17 protein-coding genes and 1 pseudogene are annotated in these 25,938 nt (G+C 47.5%); 8 read left to right on the forward strand and 10 right to left on the reverse strand.

What is annotated here, in order from left to right; translation table 11 throughout:
* Positions 1 to 641: 641 nt before the first annotated feature.
* From AC06G8_RS07515 to AC06G8_RS07555, 9 genes and pseudogenes are all read right to left on the reverse strand, one after another.
* Positions 642 to 1,163 carry a GNAT family N-acetyltransferase gene (locus AC06G8_RS07515; protein ID WP_480284897.1) on the reverse strand — a complete coding sequence of 174 codons (522 nt, stop codon included), beginning with the start codon at positions 1,161 to 1,163 and terminating at the stop codon, positions 642 to 644.
* Between the two features lie 271 nt (positions 1,164 to 1,434).
* Positions 1,435 to 1,986 carry a DJ-1/PfpI family protein gene (locus AC06G8_RS07520; RefSeq protein WP_447662262.1) on the reverse strand — a complete coding sequence of 184 codons (552 nt, stop codon included), beginning with the start codon at positions 1,984 to 1,986 and terminating at the stop codon, positions 1,435 to 1,437.
* 605 nt (positions 1,987 to 2,591) lie between these two features.
* On the reverse strand, positions 2,592 to 3,026 hold the full coding sequence (locus AC06G8_RS07525; protein ID WP_480284898.1) for a GNAT family N-acetyltransferase: 435 nt from the start codon (positions 3,024 to 3,026) through the stop codon (positions 2,592 to 2,594).
* A gap of 1,175 nt (positions 3,027 to 4,201) precedes the next feature.
* Positions 4,202 to 4,660: a GNAT family N-acetyltransferase gene (locus AC06G8_RS07530; RefSeq protein WP_480284899.1), complete on the reverse strand. Its 459-nt coding sequence runs from the start codon at positions 4,658 to 4,660 to the stop codon at positions 4,202 to 4,204.
* A 353-nt stretch (positions 4,661 to 5,013) separates the two neighbouring features.
* On the reverse strand, positions 5,014 to 5,631 hold the full coding sequence (locus AC06G8_RS07535) for a histidine phosphatase family protein (RefSeq protein ID WP_480284900.1): 618 nt from the start codon (positions 5,629 to 5,631) through the stop codon (positions 5,014 to 5,016).
* Positions 5,632 to 6,331: 700 nt separating this feature from the next.
* Complete coding sequence (locus AC06G8_RS07540) at positions 6,332 to 7,867, reverse strand: ATP-dependent nuclease (protein ID WP_480284901.1); 1,536 nt, start codon at positions 7,865 to 7,867, stop codon at positions 6,332 to 6,334.
* 108 nt (positions 7,868 to 7,975) lie between these two features.
* A pseudogene (locus AC06G8_RS07545) lies at positions 7,976 to 8,845 on the reverse strand (tyrosine-type recombinase/integrase).
* Positions 8,846 to 9,452: 607 nt separating this feature from the next.
* Positions 9,453 to 10,472 (reverse strand): beta-ketoacyl-ACP synthase 3, encoded by a 1,020-nt coding sequence (locus AC06G8_RS07550; RefSeq protein WP_480284902.1) that lies wholly within the window; start codon positions 10,470 to 10,472, stop codon positions 9,453 to 9,455.
* A gap of 642 nt (positions 10,473 to 11,114) precedes the next feature.
* Positions 11,115 to 11,678 carry an MOSC domain-containing protein gene (locus AC06G8_RS07555; RefSeq protein WP_480284903.1) on the reverse strand — a complete coding sequence of 188 codons (564 nt, stop codon included), beginning with the start codon at positions 11,676 to 11,678 and terminating at the stop codon, positions 11,115 to 11,117.
* A 92-nt stretch (positions 11,679 to 11,770) separates the two neighbouring features.
* On the opposite strand from AC06G8_RS07555, the gene AC06G8_RS07560 reads away from it, so the two are divergent.
* The gene (locus AC06G8_RS07560) at positions 11,771 to 13,594 is read left to right on the forward strand and encodes a Bcr/CflA family multidrug efflux MFS transporter (protein ID WP_480284904.1); all 1,824 of its coding nucleotides are present in this window, start codon (positions 11,771 to 11,773) and stop codon (positions 13,592 to 13,594) included.
* An 848-nt stretch (positions 13,595 to 14,442) separates the two neighbouring features.
* On the opposite strand, the gene AC06G8_RS07565 is transcribed toward AC06G8_RS07560, so the two are convergent.
* On the reverse strand, positions 14,443 to 15,177 hold the full coding sequence (locus tag AC06G8_RS07565) for a hypothetical protein (protein ID WP_480284905.1): 735 nt from the start codon (positions 15,175 to 15,177) through the stop codon (positions 14,443 to 14,445).
* Between the two features lie 421 nt (positions 15,178 to 15,598).
* On the opposite strand from AC06G8_RS07565, the gene AC06G8_RS07570 reads away from it, so the two are divergent.
* From AC06G8_RS07570 to AC06G8_RS07600, 7 genes are all read left to right on the forward strand, one after another.
* Positions 15,599 to 17,221, forward strand: coding sequence for a sensor domain-containing diguanylate cyclase (locus AC06G8_RS07570; protein ID WP_480284906.1), 1,623 nt, complete (start codon positions 15,599 to 15,601; stop codon positions 17,219 to 17,221).
* A 161-nt stretch (positions 17,222 to 17,382) separates the two neighbouring features.
* The gene (locus tag AC06G8_RS07575) at positions 17,383 to 18,351 is read left to right on the forward strand and encodes a LacI family DNA-binding transcriptional regulator (RefSeq protein WP_480284907.1); all 969 of its coding nucleotides are present in this window, start codon (positions 17,383 to 17,385) and stop codon (positions 18,349 to 18,351) included.
* A gap of 76 nt (positions 18,352 to 18,427) precedes the next feature.
* Positions 18,428 to 19,375, forward strand: coding sequence for an ABC transporter permease (locus AC06G8_RS07580; protein WP_447662137.1), 948 nt, complete (start codon positions 18,428 to 18,430; stop codon positions 19,373 to 19,375).
* A gap of 15 nt (positions 19,376 to 19,390) precedes the next feature.
* Positions 19,391 to 20,284 (forward strand): carbohydrate ABC transporter permease, encoded by an 894-nt coding sequence (locus AC06G8_RS07585; RefSeq protein ID WP_480284908.1) that lies wholly within the window; start codon positions 19,391 to 19,393, stop codon positions 20,282 to 20,284.
* 138 nt (positions 20,285 to 20,422) lie between these two features.
* Positions 20,423 to 22,006, forward strand: coding sequence for an ABC transporter substrate-binding protein (locus AC06G8_RS07590; protein ID WP_447662260.1), 1,584 nt, complete (start codon positions 20,423 to 20,425; stop codon positions 22,004 to 22,006).
* Between the two features lie 100 nt (positions 22,007 to 22,106).
* The gene (locus AC06G8_RS07595) at positions 22,107 to 23,588 is read left to right on the forward strand and encodes a glycoside hydrolase family 32 protein (RefSeq protein ID WP_480284909.1); all 1,482 of its coding nucleotides are present in this window, start codon (positions 22,107 to 22,109) and stop codon (positions 23,586 to 23,588) included.
* Between the two features lie 77 nt (positions 23,589 to 23,665).
* The gene (locus AC06G8_RS07600; RefSeq protein WP_480284910.1) at positions 23,666 to 25,924 is read left to right on the forward strand and encodes a GH32 C-terminal domain-containing protein; all 2,259 of its coding nucleotides are present in this window, start codon (positions 23,666 to 23,668) and stop codon (positions 25,922 to 25,924) included.
* The last annotated feature ends 14 nt before the right edge of the window (positions 25,925 to 25,938 follow it).

A 25,938-nucleotide genomic window follows, 5' to 3' on the forward strand; every position in this document is an offset into this window, starting at 1 on the left:
TCCCTGAACCCGAGAGGCTTAAGCTGCATGTACGAGTAGAGCGAAGCGACTTGTACGCCGGGTCGAAGACTTAGCCTCACAGGGTTTTCTGGCTGGAACTACTTCCATGATTTTACTACGGCCAGACCGATGGCGAAAGCCCGAGGCAGGGATATAGTGTTATCCGTCGCCTTTAACTTCCTGAGTTCCTTACATCAAATCCTTATTGTGTTTGAAGTTTTAAAGTGTTTTAAATCTTCGTTCCATAAGGGCTTAATTTTGGTGTTGCATTCTAGAATCTTAGGTCTATAAGTGATTTCATATAGTCTTTATCTCCACGAATTTGTTATCGTGTCAAGAAGTTGAAGTGACAAAAAGGGGGAGGACCGCGATGGGGAAGAGGTGGGCTTGCTGGCTGGTTATCGCGGCTAATAGCTCTAGGTGTATAATCTTTATATTGTCTTTTAAGGTCTTATCAAAGGTGTCGGATAACGTTCCTCGTATTCACGAACCCGAGAACCTTAAGCCCCAACGGGGCGGCCGCGACGCGGTTAGGTTCGCAGGGTTGTCCGCCTGATCCCACTTCTTCGAAATGTCTGGGGCGGACCAAGGAGCCGTAAGGCTCCACCGTGTGAACATGTGAAGTTAATGCCTCCCTCGCGTTACTCAAAAAATGCCCTTGGATACTTAAGTTCGCCTTTAATATCGTTTAGCGCATTCTCCTTTACCTCACAAACCATAAACACTTCATCCGGAACATCAAATTGCTTTAATTCCAATCCGAATGCCCGAGCTGGTTTGAATCCAAACTTAGGATAGTAAGTTGGGTGCCCGATCAACATTACAATATAATAACCAAGCTCGTTACATCTCCTTAAGCCTTCTGCAATTAAGTGTTTACCAATTCCTTGTTTTTGATGATCTGGTTTAACAGCAATTGGTGCTAATACAATCACCGTTTGCTTTTTTTCTTCGTTTCTTACTTCTGCCTTGCTCATTAATAGATGTCCCACTATTTCTTTTTCAAGCTCTGCAACAATTGAGAGTTGTGGTACAAAATATTCGGACTTTCTGATTCGTCCTACTAAGCTTGCTTCATCTTCTCGATTTCCAAAAGCTTGAAAATTAACTTCTCTGACTTGATCGTAATCATCTTCGGTTTCGGTTCGAATGATAATTGACATGAATGACACCCCTGTTGTTGATGTTTTTTACAGCATTAATTTCACCTAACGTTCTTGTGTTCACGACGTCCAACTCCCTTAAGCCCAAAGGGCGGACGCGATGCGGTTAGGGAGTTGGATGTGTCCGGCTGAATCTACTTCCCTGCTAATGCCAATTATTTCTCCGAATCCTCATCTAACTCCTGCCGGATCGAGGGTCGAATGGCCCGAAGCGTGAGCATGGTGTTATGCGTAGTTTACTGTCTTCTCTGAAATACAAATTTTAAATTATTTATTGATTTCCTTTATACCAATTGGGATCAAAATCTAAATTTAATAATTTCCCAAGTCTATTTCCAAATTCAATAAATCCTCTTCCTCGTGCAGTCAATATATTCCCATCCTGTACTACTAAATCAGTAGAATAATTCTCTTCATTGAATATTCCTGTTTGTTTCCGATCTTCTTCATACATTCCAATGGTATACTTTCGATTCTTTAACAGCCCTGCCCTTGCCAATAAATATGGAGAACTTGAAATTGCTGCAATTATGAGCTCTTTATTACTATCTGCACATCTTCTAATAAAATCTATTAAATCATTATTATCGTACAGAGTTGTTATATCCATACAACCAGGTAACAAAATGCTATCCAATGCTTCAATATCTACATCATAGATTGTGCTATCAGTAATACACTTCAAATCAGATTCACCGATAATGGGATCAGAAGTTATTCCTATTGTAATTATCGGGTGGTTTCCTTGCTTTAAAATGGATAATGCAACTGTTAATTCATACTCACTAAATAAAGGGAATATAATTACTCCTGTTTTTTTCATATTCTTCACTGAATAATCATCCTTAATGATATTAATATTTATAGTAATTTCACCTAACGTCTCTTGTATCCCTGAACCCGAGAGGCTTAAGTTGCATGTACGAGTAGAGCGAAGCGACTTGTACGCCGGGTCGAAGACTTAGCCTCACAGGGTTTTCTGGCTGGAACTACTTCCATGATTTTACTACGGCCAGACCGAGGGCGAAAGCCCGAAGCCGGGATATAGTGTTATCCATCGCCTTTAACTTCCTGAGTTTCTTACATCAAATCCTTATGTCTTATCGCGTTTGAAGTTTCATAGTGTTTTAATTTTTCGTTCAATAAGGGCTTAATTCGGGTGTTGCATTCTAGAATCATAGGTCTATAAGTGATTTCGTTGTTATCGTGTCAAGAAGTTGAAGTGACAGAAGGGGAAGGACCGAGATAGTGATAGGGAAGAGGGGGCTTACTGGCTGGTTATCGTGGCTAATCTCTAAGTGTATAGTCTTTATATGGTCTTATACGCTCTCATCAAGGTGTCGGGTAACGTCATCACATTCACGAACCCCCACCGACTTAGATAGTTCTTATCTTAGTCGTAGAATGATTTCATCCCTCTTTTGTCTATTAATACTCCAGTTTATAAACGACTTCCCCATCTATCACTCTGCCCTCTACTTCAAATCCTAATTTTTCATATAATTGTTTTGCCCAAACATTCTCTGGTTCAAAGCTTATGTATATGACCCGATGTTGTGTATCTTCTTTAATCCTTTCAATGAGCATCTCCATAGCAACCTTCCCATAGCCTCTTGACTGATGCTTAGTATCTATCATTAACCGATAAATCCAATATTCATGATCCTCTTCATCTATACAATACATCGTAAATCCCACTAGAACATCATCGTGATAAATTGCCAAGCAAACACACTCTGGGAATGCCTTAGCCTGTGCCAACGAAAATAAATTTGTTGCTACAAACTCACTTTGTTCGTGAGCTACTCTCAGCTTAATGACATCAAAAAAATTGTTTCTATCTATTTCCTTAAGTTCGATCATAAATACTCCCCCTATCTTCATATACCAATCTTGGCTAATGAACTCTCCTTCGGCTTCTAGAAGGTACTCCCCTTATTTCTAAGTTACCTCTATCTCTCAGCAATTTCCGATAACGTCTTGTGTGTTCACGGCGTCCAATTTCCGAACCGTCCGATAGGGGAGAGGTAGAGGAGGGGCTGCAGCTCACACTTCTCCGAATTGCCTCTGCGTTGTATTCACGAACCCGAGAAGGCTTAACTGACCGAAGGGAACGGGTCGCAGAATTAGCCTCGCAGGTGTTATCCGGCTGAGTTTACCCTCGGCACTTTTACATCGATCCGGACCAAGGGAGTGAGCCCGCAGCGTGAATACGGTGTTATGCGTTACTTCCGGCTTCCTGATTTACCCTCGCTTTTCTATATAGCTCTTTAGTCTGTTTGGCTCTTTAATCTATATAGCTCATTAATATTATAGTTCTTCGGTTTATAGTGCTTATAGAGTCGTTGGAGTTAAACATAACGTGGAGCATATGCTCTATACATGAATTAGTAAAATGTGCTTTTCCTGCCTTTCTGAAATACTATCCGATCTTTCTATATTTCTTTTTCATATTTTATTTCTCAATTATTACTAAAGATAACGAGGCGTTATGTCCATTGCTCATTGGGTTTTGACTTACGACTTTCCATCCTTCTGTTAGCAGCTGATTTAGTTCATCAAGATTGTTTTTCTTTTCAGTAAAAAAATATATGATGATTGCCTTTTGCATTTATTCCATCTCCATTTCATTATTTTACGGTGTTATGCGTTTATTCTGGCCTCCTGATTTATCCTCACTCTTGTATCTGTATAACCCTTTGATCTGTATAGCTCTTCGGATTTTATATAGTCTCATAGATCCTTGGAAGTTACGCATAACGTTCATGTGTTCACGACGTTCCACCGACTTAAGGCGACGAAGTCGCCGGGCGCGATGCGCTTTGTGGGTGCGGATGTGTCCGGCTGACTCTGTTTCCCTGCTACTGCCAATTGCTTCCTCGAATCCTCAGCTACCTCTTGCCGGACCGAGAGGCGAATGCCCCGAAGCGTGAACATAGTGTTAGCTGATGTCCTGGCTTCGATGAGTTGTTTACACAATATTATCTCTTCTTGTGTCTTATGAGATCTTCTATTGAATACGCCATAATGTACATCTATTAAATATTTTTAGACATATAGCCCTTTCCAACTTCAAATCCAAGATTTTCATACAATGGTTTTCCCATATCAGAAGAATTAAGTATAATCTTGCCGATTCCTTTTGTTCTTAAATCATTTAATGCCCTGCTAATTAGCGTTGATGCAATTCCACGTCTGCGATAATCTGGAGCTGTATAGACATTAGTCATGTATGCCATGGTCCCAGAGGGGTTATCAAATCGTGGAATTAACTTACTTAAGCAAAAGCAAACGCAAGAGACTATTTTTCCGGTGTCATCCGCAACCCATGTAACGAGAGACCCATTTGAAATTGAAGTATTAAAATATTCTTCAAAGACAGTATCCATGCTTCTATCAGTTTCTCGTTTTAATAATATTCGGCGAAATTCTATTAACGTTGGTATATCCTCAGATGTGGCTCTACGAAATAGTATAAAGACTCCTCCCAATAACACGCAGTATATAGATTTTCTACATTTATAATTTTTGTTTTTTAAGTTCCAGAACGTAAATAAACGTTACAAAAAAGTAAGAGAATTTTAGTTTTCTGCTCTTCCAGGATTTCAGCTAACGTCTCTCGCATTCAAGAACCCGAGAACCTTAAGCCCCAACGGGGCGGCCGCGACGCGGTTAGGTTCGCAGGGTTGTCCGCCTGATTCTGCTTCCTCGAAATGCCTCGGGCGAACCAAGGAGCCGTAAGGCTCCTAAGCGTGAATACGGTTTTAACTGAAGTCTCCGACTTCTTCGGCAATACTTACAATTCAGTTCCTCTTCTCTAATCTGATCTTCAAATCCAATTTTTCTATACTTAACATTTTGAAATTAAGTGTTCTACTGATGCAAAGTCTTCAATTTTGAAATTCCCGCTTTCTCTTTCATAAATAAGCTTTGTAATGGAACACTCAGAAACGAGTTCACTTTGTGCTGCCACAAAATTTGAATGCCAAATATTTAGTTGGCTCTCGGGAAATGTGCTTACCAAAAAGTCAGTTATTAATCCTCCATGGGTAACAACTACAATATTGCTTTCAGGTGGATTTTTCTTTCCTAATTCTGATAACAAAGAGTATAAGCGTTCACCTGCTTGCTTCGCTGAATCACCTACTGGTGGTATATATTCAGGTTCACGTGTACATCGCTCCCACATTGCAACGAATTCATCAAATGTTTGTTCAGGTAAATCTCCCCAGTTTGCACGTTCCCGTAAACGACTGTCCTCAGTAATTATTGATTGCATTGTTAATGCAATATATTCAGCGGTTTCTTTCGCTCTTCGGAGAGGGCTTGTAATTATCATCGTTATCGGTAGGCTGCTAAAATATCGTGCAGTCAACTGTGCTTGTAATATGCCTTTAGGAGTAATTGAGATATCCCCAATTGCTTTTTCCTTTATCGCATGTCTTACAAGAAAGAATGTTGTAACCATATGTTCCAATCTCCTAATTAAATATCTTGAAATACGTTCAACTAGTACTAATATATTTCCTCTTATTGTTTATAAAATTTTTATAGTAATTCTAATCTGTTTAATCCCTTTCAGTTCCCCACGACATTGAAAACTCTGGTTTTGTCTTTATAACAAGTCTTTTCAGTGCAGTTTCTTTATAAAATAGAAGGTGTATAAATTCTTTTCCATCTCTTTTTTCTATTTATATACCTTGAATCTGATTTAATTTTAAGTCTATAATGTCTAGTTCACTTTGTTTTAATGTCACTCTTGCCCAATGACTTCCTGGTTCAACTTCAAACTGCAAGGTCCCGTTCATTCGTACTAATTTATAGAGCAGTTTATTGTAGAAAAAGGGGACTTCTGGGTCGAAATTAATGGGCTCTGATTCAAAAAGATCTATAAGCTCAAATTCCTGGGGAAATGGATTCACGATTGTCACCACACTTAGTATGTATTTTCGGATATTCGGTAATTACAGATAACGTTGTCGCATTCACGAGCACTCACTTGCTTAAGCTGCATGACTGATTTTGCGGAGCAATCAGCCGGGCGGATTGGAGACTTAGCCTGTGCAGGGTTGTCGCCTGAGTTTACTCCTCTGCTTTCCCCTCGGGCGACCGAGGGACACGGCAGCGGCCCGATGTGTAAATACTGTGTTATAGGTTACCAACGCGATCTATGAACCACTTTCAGGTCTCTTTCTCTCTAACTCACATATTCTCCTTACTTCTTTTAATATCAATTCCATGTCAGAGTCGTTGAAATCCTTAATACTCATGTATTTAACGATCTCCGAATTCAACGCCTTAATTGACCCTTTTTTTACCTTCCCATTTTTTTCAAAACCCAATTGTTCATCTAGTTTAATGTTGGGAGAAACTTCATCCAAATTCTTCGGAAAGTCATCTTTTAATACACTTTTAAGTGCATTAATAGAAAAGTAGTTCTCGATAGCATATCGTTTTAAGCGGATGCATTTAACGCCCTTTTCTTTACAATTTTTCATAAACCTTGTTCGTACAATACTGCTCTTGGGGTCAGAATCGACTATAGCTAAAACGTTGCTTCGTTCAGCAAAAACATCAAGATTTAATTGGGCCATTATGTCTCCACCTAATGGCCAAAACCTTATATTATACTTTTCAAGAATTCCATTTAGTTGAAGCAATCTTGTAAAGACGGGAATGTCTGTCGGTCCTTCTGTTAATATGACAATATCAGATACTATATTTTCTGTGACCGAATACCCCAAGCTATGTAATATTTCTGATTTGTGGGTTTCATCTGATAGTACTACTTGATCAATTATTTGGGAGTAAAAAATTTTATCAACTATAAAAGGATTTAGAAAAATACTTGAGTGTGTCGATACGATAAATTGCTTACTCTTTATTTTTTTAATGAATGATAGTAGTTTCTTTTGCATTTCGGGATGTAAATGACTTTCAGCTTCTTCTATCAACAAAAAATTACTACTGTTATCTATTGAATGATATATTATTACTAGTACATCTGATAATCCCATTCCACAATTATCTGATCTTGCCCAATCGGAGTGTTGATTTCTAAATGAGAGGACAATTTGGTTCGAATCTTGTGTAGTAATCCTAAAAGTATGGCCTGTTATTTCATTAAAGTCAGTCAAAATCTTCTTATATGTTTTGTACTCTGCAGAATCTACATCTTGGTTTTTTAAGTTAAAGAGCTTATTCAGTATACCCAATCCGTCTGGTTGTACTTTTTCCTCCGTTTGAATAGTTGCTACACTTTGCATTGCTCTTTTCGCTGGAATCAGTAATGGTTTATAGTTTTTTTTAGATTTTTCGAATATTCTCGCGAAAACATTATTTAATATCCTCCATGCATCATTCGAAGTTTGCCTAAGCATATTCTCAAATTCCGGAATTTTGTCCTCATAAAGTACGTAATTATTCTTTGCCGCTTCATCAATAAATCTATTAAAAGACGGTATTGTTTCATGGGGGGTTGGAGATGAATAACCTTGGGCAACTTCTTTGAAAATTTCCTTAAGCCAATTTAAGTCGGTAGCTATATTCTTTCCAATATAATATGAACCTTCTTTCATAAGAGCTTCTAAAACAGAAGTTTTTCCACTATTATTCTTGCCACATAATATATTTAACTGACCCAAATTATTTAGTGATGCCTCAATTATTGCCTTATGTTTTTCCACCTTAATGTACTGAAACATATTATCACTCACCTTTTATTGATTTTGCGTTTCCAGCACTCGCGTATTTGCCCAGGCATTGTACTCGTAATCGGATTGTTTTGAGCTTTCAAGCCAACCTTTACTCATTCAACCCGATTCAGTCCAATGGACTTCGAATTCGCGCACGTCCCGAATGCTCACATGCGTGTACCTCTCCGTAGTTGGGCTGCTCTGATGGCCGAGCAGCTCCTGGATGTAGCGGAGGTCGGTCCCGTTCTCGAGCAGATGAGTGGCGAACGAGTGGCGGTGGGAGTGGTCGCTGACCGGCTTGCGTATGCCTGAGCGGTCCCGGGTCTGCTCGAACACTTTCTGTACGCTCCGCTAGGTAAGGTGCTGGCGCCCGTTTTGCCCGGGAAACAGTCATTCGTCGGGCCGATCGGAGGCGACGTACCGCTCTACCGCCCTTTGGGCGATATCGGAGAGGACGGTGACGCGATCCTAGCGTCCTTTGCCCTGGCGGATCGTGATGGTCCTGCGCTCGAGGTCGAGGTCGCGCAGTCGGAGCCGGACGACTGCGCCCACGCGCAGGCCCGCCGAGTAAAGCAGGTAGAGGATGGCGCGATGCTTCTCGTTCGTAACAGCGCGGAGCAACTTTGCGATTTCTCCCGTAGAGAGGACGTTCGGGAGCTTCGTTTCCTTCTTGGGCCGTACGTAGCTGCCGACGTTCTCGTCCCCAGTGAGCTTCATGTAAAACTTGAGGGCGCTGATGGCCTGATTGACGAAGGAGTGGGACTGTCCTTTCTCAAGCAGGTGGAGAGAGTAGGCTTGAACGGTGCGATGCGGATCGGACGACTGATGATCGAGAAAGCGCCGCACATGTCCCGTATAAGACCGGATGGTCTTGGAGCTGTAGCCGCAGAGCTTCAGCTCCTGGACGATTCGGGTCTGCTCGACGGAAAGCGGATGGGGTTTAGGAAGGCTGGCTAGAAGCGACTCGCCTGCTGGCTGCGTTTGCAACCGGCTGCCTGAGGGAGGGGGCAGCTTGTCCGAAGGGTGGCTTTAAAGGAGAGCGCATGTCCGCATATCGAGCTGTTCCTTCAGATAAGGACAGTCCCCCAACAGATCGGGAGCGATGTCGAGCCGTCCGGTACGCGATTGCAGCATCTCCCACATCCGCTCCAGGCTGGAGAGGGAGTAGGGAATCAGCCATACCTTCCCCTCGGGCTGCCATTTGCGGCCCTCGAACTGCTTGATGGCCTCGATGTCGGTTTTGTTGAAAGCAGTCGTGCTCAGCGATATCCAGCGGTCGTCTTCTTTGCCATCTGTACGTCCATAGCGCCAACATCTCCTCCAGTATACTTGTGTCTCCTAAATATGGAAATAAAAAAGGAGACTCAAGTCGGCCCTCTTGAGAGAAGGCCGTCTGAATCTCCGATGCTTTCGGATGCCGGATTACGCTTCCTGCGTCGAAGGCAATCCGTCTCTTCCCGTATACAAATGGACTCTCCTATTGGAAATACAAAAGGTCCTCCATGGAAATTACCATGAGTATAAAATGTAACCTGATCATCCTAGAATAAGGCCATCCCTTGCGGGATGGCCTTATTCTAGGACCGGCTCCGGCTCAAGCCATCCAGCGGATGAGCAGGCCGGACTGGGACAAGCCGCCGCCGAAGCCGTACAGAAGCAGCAGCTGACCGTCGAGGATGCGGCCGCTGCGGACTCCTTCGCTCAGAGCTAGCGGGATGGATGCCGCCGAAGTATTGCCGGTATGCTCCAGTGTCGTGATCGTTCTATCGAGAGGAATGCCCGTCTTCTCGCTCACGACATCGAGAATCCGCATGTTGGGATTATGCGGCACGAACCAGTCGACATCTTCCGGAGCCGTTCCGGCTTCATCCAGCATTTCGAGAATGCTTTCCGGGACGCGGCTGATTGCCCAGCGGAACACGGCACGTCCGTTCTGGACGATTTTGCCGGACTGCTGGAGCGGATGCTCGCCGATCGAGGGGGACAAGCTGGAGCGGTAGAGATGATGGCCGACCTCTCCATCCGTGCGGGCATAGGAGTGCAGCCAGGAGGGCTTGCTGTCCGAGGCTCCGGCCTCGACAAGCACGGCTCCCGCGCCGTCTCCGAACAGGATGCAGGTCGTGCGGTCGGTGTAATCGGTAATCCGAGACAAGGTTTCCGCGCCGATGACCAGAATCTTGCGATGCATCCCGGATGCGATGAGCCCTCCGGCGAGCTGTAGGGCGGAGACGAAGCCGGCGCAAGCGGCAGCAACGTCGGCTGCTCCCGCCGCCTGGATGCCGAACTCGGCTTGAACGCGCGCCGCCGTCTGGGGAAAGAAGGTGTCGGGCGTTGCCGTTGCGACAAGAATGTAGTCGACATCCTCGAGGTTCTTATCCGGGTAACGATCGACCAAGTCGCGCACGGCATGGAAGCACAGGTCGCTGGTATATTCATCATCAGCCGCGATCCGGCGTTCCCGGATTCCCGTCCTCTGAACGATCCATTCATCGTTGGTGTCGACCATGCGCTCCAGGTCGTCATTGCTCAACACCCGCTCCGGCAAATAGGAGCCTACTGCGGTAATGCGGGCGGATGTGCGGTAGCCGGTCGTAATAGGAGCTTTTTTAGCCATGACAATCAACCTCCCCATATGATATCAGGTATTAGTATCAGGTACTAATATTGATTATACCATACTTATGGATTAACAGCTCGTGTGATTTCAGCTATAGCTGTAAAGTGTTTCAAATTAAGCTGTAGGTTTTGTTTCATTTAATGATTACATTCACATTGTGTATTTTTATGCATCGAAAAAGACAAGGAGTAATTAGGGAGCTGAGCGTGATAAGGAGAGTTGCATCCGACATATCGAACAACGTCATTCTGGAATTGAATTACTCAGAAGAAGGAGGCTGAGCGGAAAGGGTTTGAATAAGGTAGACGAAGCGTAATCTTCACCCAGCTGGTGGTGATTAGTGGTGCAGCTCAGCTGCGTGATAAATTGCGAGACGTATGAAAAGAAGGCCTTTGTAACAACCTCCCAATATCATGGTAGTCACACCGACAACTCGTCAATTAGGGGCTGCCGCGTATACCCAAGTAATGGGAATCGACCCATAACACCTTAGACCATTGCATTGATGAGGTTTTTATTAAAAGGCTATGTTAAATTTTAATGTTGATTTCTGACCTAAATAATACCGCCTTCTTAATGGGCGGTTGAATTCAACTATCTACTCCTTAGCTGAAGAGTAATTCCGCAGTACGGGCGATGTCAGACTCGTTCGAGAGGATGAAATGGTTTCGCTGGTAGGCTAACGCAGACTGGATCCCCAACTCGGACTACCCCCCCAGTTAACACTATACCCATTACTCCAGCCTTTCCGACGAGGTTTCCGTTTTCATCGTGGTCCAAAACTGCACTCAATAGCCCTGACTGGAAATTATCTATTTGTGCACAAGGATTGCGCAGTCCCGTAATTTCAATTACTGCTATCTCGCCGATATAAAGCTTTGTTCCTGTTGGCAGTCCGAGCAAATATATCCCACGGGTAGTAATGTTTTCACCTAACTGCCCAGGCTCGACGGGAAAACCATTATCTCGTAGTTCATCGAATAATTCTGAGTGAATCAAGTGAACCTGGCGAAGATTCGGCTGATTTGGATTTCGTGCTACGCGTGAACGATGCTTTACGGTCTTTCCCATGTGTGCATCGCCTTCCACTCCCAAACCAGTTAGGAGCCTAATAGTCTCGAAAGTCTGTTTACTAAAGGTATGCGTTGCATTGCGGCTAACTGACAAAACTTCTCCGATTTGGGATTCAAGGTGGTTTGTCATTCATAACTCATCCTCTCTGAATTGAAAAACTCATCACAAACTCCTCCACTCATTTTAGTGTACTTCGAGTGCACGAGAGTGTCCAAAGGGATTTGGTTAGTTCCAGCGCTGTAGAGACGGAAGCTACGGCATTTGCTCCTTCCCTGACACCTAGAGCACTGTCACACGATGAAATTTCGGATGTGATTCATGCGTTTGGCGAAACAACAAGACGAGCCATTGAGGCAGGGTTTGATGGCGTTGAAATTCATGGTGCGCATGGATTTTTACTTCAAAACTTCTCTTCTCCTTTCTTCAATAGAAATAAGGATCAATGGGGAGGCGATCTAGAAAATCGCATGCGTTTCCCATTGGCTGTTATTCAGGAAATGAACAAGGTGATTAAGAAACATGCAACAACACCGTTTATTTTGGGCTGCAGGATCTCTCCAGGCGAATCACAAGAAGGTGGTCTAAGAATGAAGGATGCCTATGCCTTGATTGATTGCTTGATCGATGAGGGTGTGGATTATGTACATGCTTCATTGGTGAACGCCCTTTCGTCAAAGCCAGTCGATAGTCAAGGTGAAGAATCATATGTTGAATTGATTGCGGAACATGTAAACGGTAGAATACCTATTATAGGGCTGCTTGTTCATAACCTTGCCTTTGTGGTTAGTAGACGACGATTTTCAATAGGATATAGAATAAAGAATAGGGGATTAATGCGAATTATGACCAAAAAGAACAAGCAGCATGTGTTTGGACTAGCTTTGCTACTCGGTTTATTTTCAACACTCGGGCCTTTTACGATTGATATGTATTTACCTGCATTCCCAGAGATTGTGAAGCAATTCGAAACGACGCCTTCGCTGGTACAGCTCAGCCTAACTGCTTGTTTACTTGGGCTGGGTATTGGACAGCTCGTCATGGGTTCGTTGAGCGACGTTCACGGAAGACGCATTCCACTACTTATATCCATGACCGTTTATGTTATTGCCTCAATTGCTTGTGCAATGTCACCAAATATCGGTATATTGATCGCATTCCGGTTCGTTCAGGGGTTTGCCGCTTCAGCGGGCATTGTCATTTCACGTGCGATCGCACGTGACCTGTACAGTGGTCATCAGCTCACTAAATTCTTTTCGCTGCTCTTGCTTGTAGGGAATTTGGGTCCGCTCGTGGCACCGGTTTCGGGTAGTGGGGTTCTTAATTTCACGAATTGGAAGGGCGTATTTATAGCGCTTGCGATACTTGGAATCTACTTATTAGCGATGACAAAATGGGGACTGCAGGAGACACTGCCTTCTGATCGCCGAAGGCCAAGTAATATCGTGCAGCAGCTGCAGAATTACAGATCGCTATTGCGAGATCGTCAGTTTGTTGGATACATGCTGGCACAGGGCATTATGATTGCTGGTGTCTTCGCATATGTTTCGGGAACGCCTTTTATTTATCAAGATATTTATGGAGTCTCGCCGACCGTATTCGCTTTCTTATTCGGATCGAACGGCATTAGCTTGATTATCGGCTCCCAACTGGTCGGGCGAATGTCGCATCGCGTATCCGAACACGCCTTTCTGTTATTCGGCCTATGGCTTGCCCTCTTGGCAAGCGTCGCTGTTTTAGTGACGGCCACCTTACATGGACCACTTTTCGCACTGGTGATTCCGCTATTTATCTTCGTAGCGGCAATCGGCGTTACATCCACGGCAGCATTTCCACTTGCAATGGAGAGCCAGAGTCATATGGCTGGCAGCGCTGCTGCACTGCTTGGTGTCATTCCATTCTTGCTCGGAGCGGTCGTTTCACCGTTAGTTGGCATCGCGGGTGAAGACACAGCTGTTCCACTAGGCGTAATTATTTTATTTACAAGTATTGCAGCGATGCTGTCTTACTTTTTTCTGGGTAAGAAGACATCCACGTTGAGTAGCTAAAGTTATTCGTGTTTAGTATGGTTTCCGCTTGTCCTAAAGAACGACTGGCGGATGGCTTACAGCGCTTGAAAAAAGGGACCGAGGCATTTTAAAGACTAAGTGGTTGATTCAAACTGACGAGGGTAACGATATAAGTACTTGTCATTTGACGATATATGTTTTTGTCAACAACAGTCCTTTCCGACTTGGATGACAAAAAATTGATAGCCGCTTTTAAAGCGTACTCCGTCAGATCATCATCACTTAACGGACCTATTTCCACGGCAGGAAGCCTTCCGATGAATCACTGGCGGAATGTGAGCGAAGTGCCAGATGTTTCACTCCGTGTTGCGGGGGCTCGGTTCGAATAGCCGTATAAGTTTAAAAGGACTCGATCAATGATGATCGGGTCCATTTTTTTGGATTACTTTTTTGGTGATTACCCGTTGCATAAATATTCATTTTCAGTGTATGAGTATTCTCCGTGTGTTATAAATTTATATGAAACGTCCATGCTGCTAAGACACTCTTCAGTAATAATTATGAAAAAAATAAACGGAGTCACGCAGGTTTTTGGGACTCCATTTTATAACTATTGATGAAAGATAACAGTTGCTTGTTATCGTGCTCGCCCTTTTTTTACCGCTCGTTCATCATGGTGCGGGCTCGTTCGCCATTTGGGACGTCGTTCTCGATGCGGATCGCGTTGTCCGGTAGCTGAAAGCTGGGCTGGCTGGGCAGCGAGCTGTCAGCCGCCAAGGCCAGCAAATATTGATTCCGGCTTCCCCGGAATCCGCCGTCTGCCAAAACGGCTCCTTGCTTCTACGGTAATAGGCCCTTATCGCCGATGGCAAGGGCCTCAAGCTCGGTCAATCCCAATTGAAGACTAAACCCGTGTGGAGCTTGTGCTTGCCCAAGCTGGACTGGGCATCGATGCCAATGCCCTGCGAATCGACATGGGCGCCGCCGCCGAGTCCAGCCTGCAGGTTGCCGATATGGCCGCCGGCGTTCACGTTCATGCCGTAGCCGTGCTGGCCGTGTCCGCCTACGGAGGCTCCGGCTTGCAGGCCTGCCTCATAGGGACCGACATGCCCGGTCGTATGAGCGTTCAAGCCATTCTTCTGCCAGTCCAGGCCGGTGTTTAGACCAGCTTCATAGGAGCCGATATGGCCGCCCGCCTGATGGTAGGCGCCGTGCGGTCCCCATTGGAGGCCAGTCTGCAGGCCGGACTTGTAAGAGCCCAGATGACCGTACGTCTGCACGCCTGCGCCGTGCCCGCCCAGATGGCCGCCTAAATTGAGTCCGGCAGCGGGACCGCCGGCATCAACCCCTGTCTTGATGCCGAAGTGCTCGGGTCCGCCGAAAAAGCCGCCCGCATGGCCGCCGATGCCGTAGCCTCCTGTATAGGCGCCTAGATGGCCTTGGTAGCTGTGCGGTCCCTGTTCGTTGTAGCTTTGGGCTAACTGGCTCTCGTAATGGTGCGCACCTTGACCTTGATAATAGCCGTCGCGGCCATAGACGTGCCTGTGCGCATACGGCTGATGATGAAGATATCGCTGTCCCCAGTAGGGATCATACATTGGATAGGGATAGTTCGGATGCATAGTTGCCATAACCTCCTCGCATTTGCTCTAGCCTATTCCGCATCGTAGCCTTGTGTGCGCGCCTTCACGATCAAGGGATGGAGGCAATCAGAGTGACATCGCAAGAGGAGATTAAAAAAGGCATTCCGTTTCTCCGAACTGGAATGGAGAAATTGTCAACGAATACGGACCGTTTCAACTGCCCCCGCTATAACACAATGAAGCATCAAGGTAAGGAGGTGCTGCATGGGAATATGCATGAATCTCTTGTATAAATAAAATTTTCCCGTTCCAATACTTTTGCTATTGTTATTCATATTGTTGTTCCGGCTTCCGATAATAGGCTTTAGCAAGAAACACACTAGGTTTAGTTTCATTGAGTTGACCTATCCGTAGAACTTGTCCCATCTAAATAGACAACAAAGAGGTTTATATTGAAGTCATGCGATCCTACAAAAAACTAAAGCTTCGTCACATACTCAGCCTTCTGGTTATCAGCGCCATGTTTCTTACGGCATCCGTCGGCGTCTTTGCGGCTGTGCGCGCAAGCAGCGCATCTCTTTCCTCAAGCTACTTGCAAAACAACGCTCAATACGCTAAAAAACTTGCGACCAATACCGAGGAATTACTTGATCTGATGAATTACAACTTGGTGTCCATCGCAGCTGTTTCCTGGCAGCATGGGATCGCTCAAGATGAGCTGGATTTTTGGTTTCAAGCCAATCAACGCTACTTCAACTCCATTTTTTTTGCTGATGCCAATCAAACGATCAAAGCCATCAGCCCCCGGAAGGCTGGAATCGGGGTCGGCACGAAGCTGACATCGATAGCTTCCGGACAAGCTGTTGCGGAACGGAAATCGCTTATCTCCAATCCTTACGTGAGCGCATCCGGCCGTCTTATAGTTCTGGTCTCGACGCCTGTATTCAACAAAGATGGAAGGTACGAGGGATTCATTGGCGGAACCATCTATCTTCAACAGGATAATGTGCTCAGCAGGCAGCTGAGCGAGCACTACTACGGCAACGGCTCCTACGTATATGTAGTGGACCAGCACGGAAGGTTGATTTTTCACCCGGATCCCATTCGAATAAATGAGCTCGTGAAAGGCAATGAAGTCGTTGAAAGAGTGAAGTCAGGAAAGAGCGGTTATCAAACGATCGAAAATTCAGAAGGCGAGAGCTATTTAGTCGGCTATGCGTATGAGCCGGATAGCGGTTGGGGAATTGTAACCCAAACTCCAAGGACCATATTGGACAAACCTATTCGATCGCTTGAAAAGTCCATGATTCTCCAAGCCTTGCCGTTGTTCATTCTTATCTTGATCGCGGCGTTATGGGTTTCCCGGCAAATTTCATTCCCGCTCTATAAGCTTGCCAGAATATCAGAGGAAGCGGCTGGCTCCTCGCAGCATATCTCTTCAGTCAAGACAAAACCAAGCGGGACGTACATTTACGAAGTTCAGCAACTTGCACAAAACTTTGAAAATTATGTAAAGATATTATCCGATGAAGCCCACCTGGACGGCCTTACTCGGCTCTGGAACCGCAGAATGTTCGATCTTACGATCGCAGAGTGGATGGAAGAGAGGACTCGATTCTCGCTGATCCTGCTTGATGTCGATCATTTCAAGCGAATCAACGATACCTACGGACATGTCATGGGCGACCGTGTGCTTATCGAGCTGGCATCCCAGATCCGTGCGCTTGCCGGAGTTCGGGATGTGGCATTCCGATATGGCGGAGAAGAATTCGGCGTGCTTGTCCGAACTTCGGATGTCCAACTGGCTGAGCTGCTGGCCGAGCGAATCCGCGAAGTAATTGCCGGGACAGAAGTAGAGGCTGTAGGCCGTCTGACGGTTTCTGTCGGAGTTGCTCATTGCAGTCCGGAATGGGGCTCGGCAAAGGATATCGTTCAGAGGGCAGACAAGGCGCTATATCAATCTAAAGCAAACGGGAGAAACCGTACGACTGTCTTAAAGCTTCAGCGTGAGCTGGATGATGCGAAACGTGAGGAAAAGGTTTCATGCATCGTTGCTGGAAACAAGAACATCGATCAGATTTGAAAATTAAACCTCAGATATAAGCAATAGGACGGAGACGGAAGCCGCGAGGCGTCATCGTTTCCGTTCTATTTGCAAAAAAAATGAAACGTTTCAAAAAAAGATTGAAACGTTTCCAAGAAGCTGTTATCATTACCTCTAGAATGTAGTGGATGGTGGTATTTATGTCGAGCATCAAAGATGTTGCCCAATTGGCAGGAGTGGCGGTGGGAACGGTCTCACGCGTAATCAATAACGTCGGAGCCGTAAAGCCTGAAACGCGGAATAAAGTGAAGGCTGCGATCGAGCAATTGAACTATGTGCCTAATGAAGTGGCGCGAAACTTTAAAATGCAGAAGTCGAAGATGATTGCGCTCATGCTTCCCAGCATATGGCATCCTTTTTTCTCGGAATTGGCCTACTACATCGAGGATGAGCTCGACCGCGAAGGGTATAAGCTGATGCTGTGCAACAGCGGAGGCAAGCCGGAGAAAGAGCTCTACTATCTGGATATGCTTCAGCAAAACAAGGTCGCAGGCATACTAGGGATTACGTACAATGACATCGAGAACAACGTTACGACCGAGATTCCGATCATCAGCATCGATCGTCATTTCAGCAAATCGATCACTTGCGTAACCTCGGACAATTTCGAAGGCGGCCGGCTCGCTTTGAGAGAGCTTGTCAAGGCGGGTTCGAAAAAGCCGGCCTTTATTGGAAACATCCCTGCTGTATACAGTGAAACGATGAACCGTAGAGAGGGATTCGTGCACGAGGCCAAGTCTCTCGGAATTCCGTATGTCGTGTACGAAGCTCCGGACCCGGTCCTGGACCAGGATGACTATTACAACCGCTTTTTCGATCTTCATGGCGATGTGGACGGCGTGTTTGCCATCACGGACATGTTTGCGGCGATCTATATAGACAGAGCCAGCCAACGCGGCATTCGTGTTCCGGAGGATGTCAAGGTCATCGGCTACGACGGCATCCAGGATCATCCGTACTTTCATCCGGTATTATCGACCATCAGGCAGCCGGTGGAAGAGATGGCCAGATTAGCGGTCAAGCTATTGTTCAGAAAGATTGAGGGAGAAACGTTGGAAAGAGAAACCTACCTGCTTCCGGTTGCTTTTAGGGCGGGTGAAACCACCTAGATTTTTTTATGTGAAATTGGAAACGTTTCATTTATTTTTGGAAACGTTTCAAAATGAAAGCCCGGAGGGGAAACGAATGGCGACAAAAGAAATTCGATCTGGAAAAATCGTATCAAAGGCCAGCCACAATTGGCATTTGATCAAGCGGAATTATGAATTATATTTGTTCTTGCTGCCCGTCATCGTGCTGTACCTCGTTTTCAGATACTACCCGATGTACGGCGTGCAGATTGCGTTCAAGGACTTTTCAGCAAGCAGAGGCATTTGGGGAAGCGAATGGGTCGGATTCAAGCATTTCATCCATTTCTTTGAGGCCTATAATTTCTGGCCGATCATCAAGAACACCTTATCGCTAAGCGTGCTGTCGCTCGTCGTAGGCTTTCCGATCCCGATCATCGTGGCGCTGATGCTTAATCAGCTCCTTGCCAAGCGGTATAAAAAGTTCGTTCAAACCGTCATTTACGCCCCTCATTTCATTTCGACGGTGGTGCTCGTCGGAATGCTTCATGTCTTCTTGTCGCCGAACAGCGGCATCGTCAACCACATCATATCATTCTTCGGCGGCGAGCCCATTCTGTTCATGGCGGATGCGGGATGGTTCCGACCTCTATACACTCTCTCGGGCGTATGGCAGGAAACGGGATTTGCGACCATCATTTATCTGGCGGCGCTGGCCGGCGTCAGTCCCGAGCTTCACGAGGCTGCCATCATGGATGGTGCGAGCAAGTGGAAACGGGTGCTGAACGTGGATATACCAGGAATCATGCCAACGATCGTCATTCTCCTCGTGCTGGCGATGGGAAATATCATGAGCATCGGCTTCGAGAAGGCTTATCTCATGCAGAGCGATCTGAACTACGAAACCTCGAACATCCTGCCTACATATGTGTACGAGCAAGGGATTAAAAAAGCCCAATACAGCTTTTCCGCCGCTATCGGCTTGTTCAATTCCGTGCTGAATATTATCTTGCTGTTCATCGTGAATCGGATTGCCAAGAAAATGACGGAAACCAGCTTGTGGTAAAAGGAGGCTGCGAAAATGGGATGGCTTAAACGCAAAAGCAAAGGCGACGTTCTGTTCGACCTTGTCAATTACACGCTTCTCACCATCGGCATGCTGCTCATTCTCTATCCGCTTTACTTTGTTCTGATCGCTTCTGTCAGCGATCCGAACCACATCTACTCCGGGGATGTATGGCTGTATCCCGTCGGATTTACTCTGGACGGCTACGGCCGGATTTTCAATGATTCCACCATTTGGATCGGTTATGCCAATTCCCTGTTATACGCGTCGGTTGGGACGGCCATCAGCGTCTCGCTTATCCTTCTGGCGGCGTATCCGCTATCGCGCAAGGATTTTGTCGGAAGAAATGTAATCATGTGGTTTTTCATGCTGACGATGTTTTTTGGCGGTGGCCTGATTCCGACCTATTTGCTGATCAAAGACCTTGGAATGATCAACACGATATGGGCGCTCGTCGTACCAGGCGCCGCCGGCGTCTTCAACATCATTATCGTCCGCACCTTTTTCCAGAGCACTATCCCGGATGAAATGAGGGAGGCCGCTTTTATCGACGGCTGCTCCAATACGAAGTTTTTCCTGCAAATGGTGCTGCCTTTATCCAAGCCGATTATTGCCGTCATGGTTCTTTATCATGTCGTCGGCTTCTGGAACGGATTTTTTGACGCCTTGATCTACCTGAACGACGAAACCAAATATCCGCTGCAGCTCGTGCTGCGGAATATCCTCGTGCAGAATCAGGTCAACTCGAACATGATGATCGACGTTGAATCCTATGCCGCCAAGCTCCGGGTTACCGAGCTGATCAAATATGGCGTGATTATTGTCGCGAGCCTGCCGCTGCTAGTGCTGTATCCTTTCCTTCAAAGGTATTTCGTGAAGGGCGTCATGATCGGCTCGATCAAAGGTTAGTTCTTTCCATTCGGTAATTCCCCGGGCAAGGCCTCTCGGGTGAGTTATATAGATGAAAACTTGCTTGGCAAAAAGAGGAGGGTGCAGCAGTTGAAAAAGGGATTCTCTTGGACTCTCAGCCTGGTGCTGGCGGCCAGCATGGCGCTGACCGGATGTTCAAAGACAAATGACAGCTCCAACTCAGGAACGAATGCCGGTTCGGGAAGCGAATCTGCTTCCAAGGTAAATAAGGACGGTCTTCCGATTGTAAGCGAGATGGTGACCCTGAAGATGGTTGCTCCAAAAGCGCAGCTGTCTCCCAAGTTTGAAGAGATGGAGATTTTCAAGCGTCTTGAAAAATCGACTAACGTAGCTGTCAAATGGGACAACATTCCAGACACCGACTACGCCGAGAAGAAAAGCTTGCTTCTGGCAAGCGGCGATTTGCCCGATGCGTTTTATGCCGCTGGTTTTTCCGACTATGAGCTGATCACGTACGGCAAGGACGGAACGATCATTCCGCTGGAAAACCTGATCGCCGAGTATGCGCCGAATTTAAGCAAGCTATTAGAGAAGCGGCCGGACATCAAGGCTTCCATTACCGCTCCGGACGGACATATTTACGGTCTGCCTACTTTTGAGGAGAATGAACTCGGCACGAACCCGTTCTTCCACAATATCAATAAAGCCTGGCTGGATAAGCTTGGCCTTAAAATGCCGGAAACGCTGGATGAATACACCAATGCGCTGATTGCATTCAAAACGAAGGATCCGAACGGCAACGGCAAAGCCGATGAAATTCCGCTCAGCTTCATGCATATGGGCTGGTGCATGGACATCGCCGGTTTGTTCGGCGCATTCGGATTGCCTGACAACCTCGAGCACCGGATCGTCCGGGACGGCAAAGTCATTTTCACCGCTGTACAACCGGAGTATAAGGAAGCCTTGAAGTATTTCAATGAAAAGTGGTACAAGCAAGGACTTATCGATCCGGAATCGTTCGTGCAGCAGGCGCCTCAATATCTCGCCAAAGGCAAAACGCCGGATGAAACGCTGGGCTCGTTCGTCTGGTGGGAGACGGAGGAAGTCGTTGGACCGGACCGCGCCAAGGATTATGCCCTTGTACCGCCGCTTGCCGGACCGACCGGGAAAAAGACGATCGGCAGAGGCAACGGCGGCGGCCCTGGAAGGGGAGCGTTCGTCATTACGAAAGCCAACAAAAATCCGGAAGTCACGATGCGTTGGGTGGATCAGCAGTACGATCCGTACATGGCAGCGCAAATCCATTGGGGTCCTCTCGACATCATCTACAAGAAGGACGCGAACGGCAAGCTGGTCAACCTGCCGCTGCCGGCAGGCACATCGGCGGGCGAATACCGTCAGAAGGTCGCCCCGGGTTCCGGCGCTCCAGGCATGATCACCAAAGAGGATTTCCAGACGATCGTGGATATGGAGCCCCGCGCGCAGCAGAGGAAGAAGGATCTCGAGAATTATTATGAGCCTTATATGGAAAAGGAGAACTATCCGAGCATCTTCTTCACGCCGGAGGAGCTCGATACGATCAACCGTATTGAACCGGACTTGATGAAGTTCGTCAATACCCAAAGAGCGAAGTTCCTCGTTGACGGCAACATCGATCAAGGCTGGGACAGTTATGTGAAGCAAGTGAACGAGATGGGACTCGAGGAATTGATGTCGCTGTATCAGAAGGGCCTGGACCGTTACAAAGAATCGCAGAAATAAGAGGGATTGCTGCCGGAGCGGAACGATTCGTTCCGGCTTCAACTGCTTTTATAGAGAAAAAGAGCCTATGGATGGGCTGGAGAAAGGTGTTGCATGAACGGTGACAAATGCAAGATATGAAGAGAAGTTTCGTCCGCAGTTTCATTTTACACCGGAAGCCAACTGGATGAACGATCCGAACGGAATGGTGTACTTCGAAGGGGAGTACCACTTGTTCTATCAATACTACCCGGGCGGCACTACCTGGGGGCCGATGCATTGGGGGCATGCCGTAAGCCCGGATATGGTGCATTGGGAGCATCTTCCGATCGCTCTGGAACCGGATGAGAACGGGTTCATTTTCTCCGGGAGCGCGGTCGTGGACTGGCAGGACAGCAGCGGCTTGTTCTCCGGAGGAGCGGGCCTGGTAGCCGTCTTTACGCATCATGATACGGATCCGCGGACGAATGCAGCCCGTCAGCGCCAAAGCATTGCCTACAGCCTGGACAAGGGGCGGACCTGGATCAAATATGCGGGAAATCCTGTCCTGACAGAAGAAGGGATTCTGGATTTCCGCGATCCAAAAGTATTTTGGCATGCCGACTCGGAGCGATGGGTGATGGTTCTTGCTGCCGGGGACCACATCCGCTTCTATGCTTCTCCCGATTTGAAAGCATGGTCCTTCACCAGTGAATTCGGTCTGCGGGAAGGCTCGCATGAAGGCGTATGGGAATGTCCCGATCTATTCGAGCTCCCTATCGACGGGGATCCAGGAAAGAAGAAATGGGTCCTGATCGTCAGCATCGGCGATCACCCGGATTCGCCGGAAGGGTCGCGAACGCAGTATTTTGTCGGCGAATTCGACGGACGCTTCTTTGCGAACGACCATTGTCCCGAAACGGTGCTCTGGGTTGATCGTGGGCGTGACAACTATGCGGGCGTAACCTGGTCCGATATCCCTGATGAGGACGGCAGAAGAATCTATATAGGCTGGATGAGCAACTGGAAATATGCCAACGTCACGCCGACCGCTTCCTGGAGAAGCGCCATGACGATTCCCCGCGTGCTGTCGCTGGCCCGCGATGCGGAGGGTGTGAGACTTCGGCAGAACGCTGTGCAAGAGCTGCAGAAGCTCCGCTTGGATCCGCATCGATGGGAAGAGCTGCCGATTACTCCTGCCGAGCCTTTCGATGTTGGAATCGGCGGGGATCAGCTCGAGATTTCCATGGAAATCGAGCTCGGCGAGGCTAGTCTTGTCGGATTGAAGCTGAGGACCTCAGCCGGCGAAGAGACGATCATAGGATATGATTCGCAGAATGCCTGCTTGTTTGTGGATCGTTCGGCATCGGGAATCATCGATTTCCATCCACAGTTTGCATGCAGGCATGAAGCCGGTCTGCAACTGGATAAGGGAGTGATCCGGCTTCATTTGTATCTGGATCGATCCTCGGTGGAGGTATTCGCTGACGGAGGCAAAGTCGCGATGACGGATTTGATCTTCCCGGACCCGGGAAGCAAAGGATTTCAAGTGTTCTCCGAGGGAGGAGCGGCGAAGATCGTTTCCCTGGACTTATACTCGCTGAATTCCATTTATTCGGCGTGAAGCAGTTGAACCGAAAAGCAAAGGCTGCAGGGCTGGTTGTTCTATTCATAGTACTCGGACTGGGAGGCTTGCTGATCATGAATACATTTCCTGCAAGCGACGATCAAGGATTGATTGCCTACTGGCCGCTGGATGAAAGCGCCGGGAAAACGGCCAAAGACCACATCGCCATGTCGGATGATCGGGTTGACTACGTTTTCAATGAGGCTAAGTTCACTATGCCGCATGACCCTCAGTGGAGAAGAGGGATAAAGGGAGGAGCGCTGCTGTTCGACGGTTACTCCACATGGGTGACGGGCCAAGCCGATCGTATCGCGCAGCCGGCCGACGCCCTGACCATTACGGCATGGGTTGCCCCGCGCTCCTATGAGTGGGGGGACGAGCAGAGGCTCTCGGCAATCGTGAACCGTCACGACAGGGAGAAAAAGGAAGGATTCATTCTGGGCATGTACCGGCATGGATCGTGGTCGCTGCAGCTTGGCGCGGGCGGCGTATGGGAAGAGGTCTGGGCCCATGATGCTCCTCTGGCGAAGGATCAGTGGTCCTTCATCTCGGCCACCTATGATAAAAGCCAGGGCCTCATGAAGCTTTATTTGAACGGGAAGGAAGCGGCGTCCAGGACAACAGAGAACAAGGCGGCCATTACTCCCGCCGATGCTGAGCTGCTCATAGGCAAAAACAATCAGGCCGCCTTGCTGGCGGGCGTGTTTTCTCTGAATATGTTCAACGGCTTGATGGACGAGGTCAGGCTGTACGATCGGGCGTTAGAGGCGGACGAAATTGCCCAGGCGTATAAAGATGATCTGGAGCCTTACGGAGGGAAGGCGCCAGCCATCTCCTACGATGATATCAAGCTGGACAGAAGCCTGCTTGCAGCCGACAGGCATCGCCCGCAGTACCATGTCAGTCCTCCCGCTCATTGGATGAACGAGCCTCATGCACCAATTTATTTCAACAACCAGTATCATTTGTTCTATCAGCACAATCCCCAAGGTCCCTATTGGCATCAAATTCATTGGGGCCATTGGGTCAGCGACGATATGGTTCATTGGAGAGATCTGCCGGTAGCGCTGGCTCCGGAGAAAAACGCCGTCGATCCCGACGGCGTATGGTCTGGAAGCGCGGCTTACGATGAGAACGGCATTCCGGCCTTGTTCTTCACGGCAGGAGACGACCGCGCGAATCCGAATCAAAGAGTAGGACTGGCGCGAAGCACCTTTGCGCAGGATGGCGTCAATGATCTTGTTCGCTGGATCAAGAATCCGGAGCCTCTGATCACGCAGAAGGAAGGCATAGGCAAATTCGGAGATTTCCGAGATCCGTTCGTGTGGAAGGACGGGGACATGTGGTATTTGCTGATCGGCTCCGGCATCGATGGCGGGGGCGGTACAGCGCTCGCCTATCAATCCAAGGATATGATGGATTGGGAGTACAAAGGGTCTTTGTTTTCCGCGGATATCAGAACATACCCTTATCTAGGCCCTGTATGGGAGCTTCCTGTCCTCTTGCCGCTTGGCCAGGACAAGAATGGCAAGGAGAAGCATCTGTTTCTCATCAGTCCTGTCGGACCTGGCGCGGATGTGGAAGTATTCTACTGGATCGGTTCCTATGACAAGAGCAGGATGACCTTTGTTCCCGATCAAGAAGAGCCGCAGCTGATCGACGTGGGCGACTTCCATTTTACCGGACCGAGCGGCATGGTGGATCCGAAGACAGGCAGGAAGATCATCTTTACGATTGCACAAGGCGAGAGGACGCCTCAGCTGGACTACAACGCGGGCTGGGCGCATAATGGCGGGCTGCCGCTGAGCGTATATCTGCGGGAAGACGGGCGTCTGGGAATCGAGCCGATCAAGGAGCTTCAATCTCTCCGCGGGAACAAGCTGGCGTCCTTGCAGAACAAATCGCTGGATGAAGCGAATGCTCTGCTGCAGGACGTAAAGGGCGACATGCTGGAAATCCAGGTTGAACTTCAAGCGGAGGAAGCTGATCAAGTCGGCATTAAAGTGCGCCGTTCCCCGAACGGGGAGGAAGAGACGCTTCTTTACTACGACATGGAAGATTCGATGCTGAAGGTGAACCGGATGAAAACGACGCTCGATCGTTTCGAAAGAAGCAAGGGGATTCAGGGCGGCAGGCTGGAGCTTGACGGAGATTCTTTAAAGCTGCACATTTACTTGGACCGCTCCATGATCGAAGCCTATGCGAACGGATTGAAAAGCTTGACCACCAGAGCTTATCCCAGCAGCGAGGATGCTTTAGGACTGCAGGTTTGGGGAAATGGAACGCTGAGCGTCAAGTCTATGGAAGTATGGGAAATGAAATCAGCTTGGTGATGGTCGGAGGGATG

It is taken from the genome of Paenibacillus sp. SJS-P3 (genome assembly GCF_056711585.1).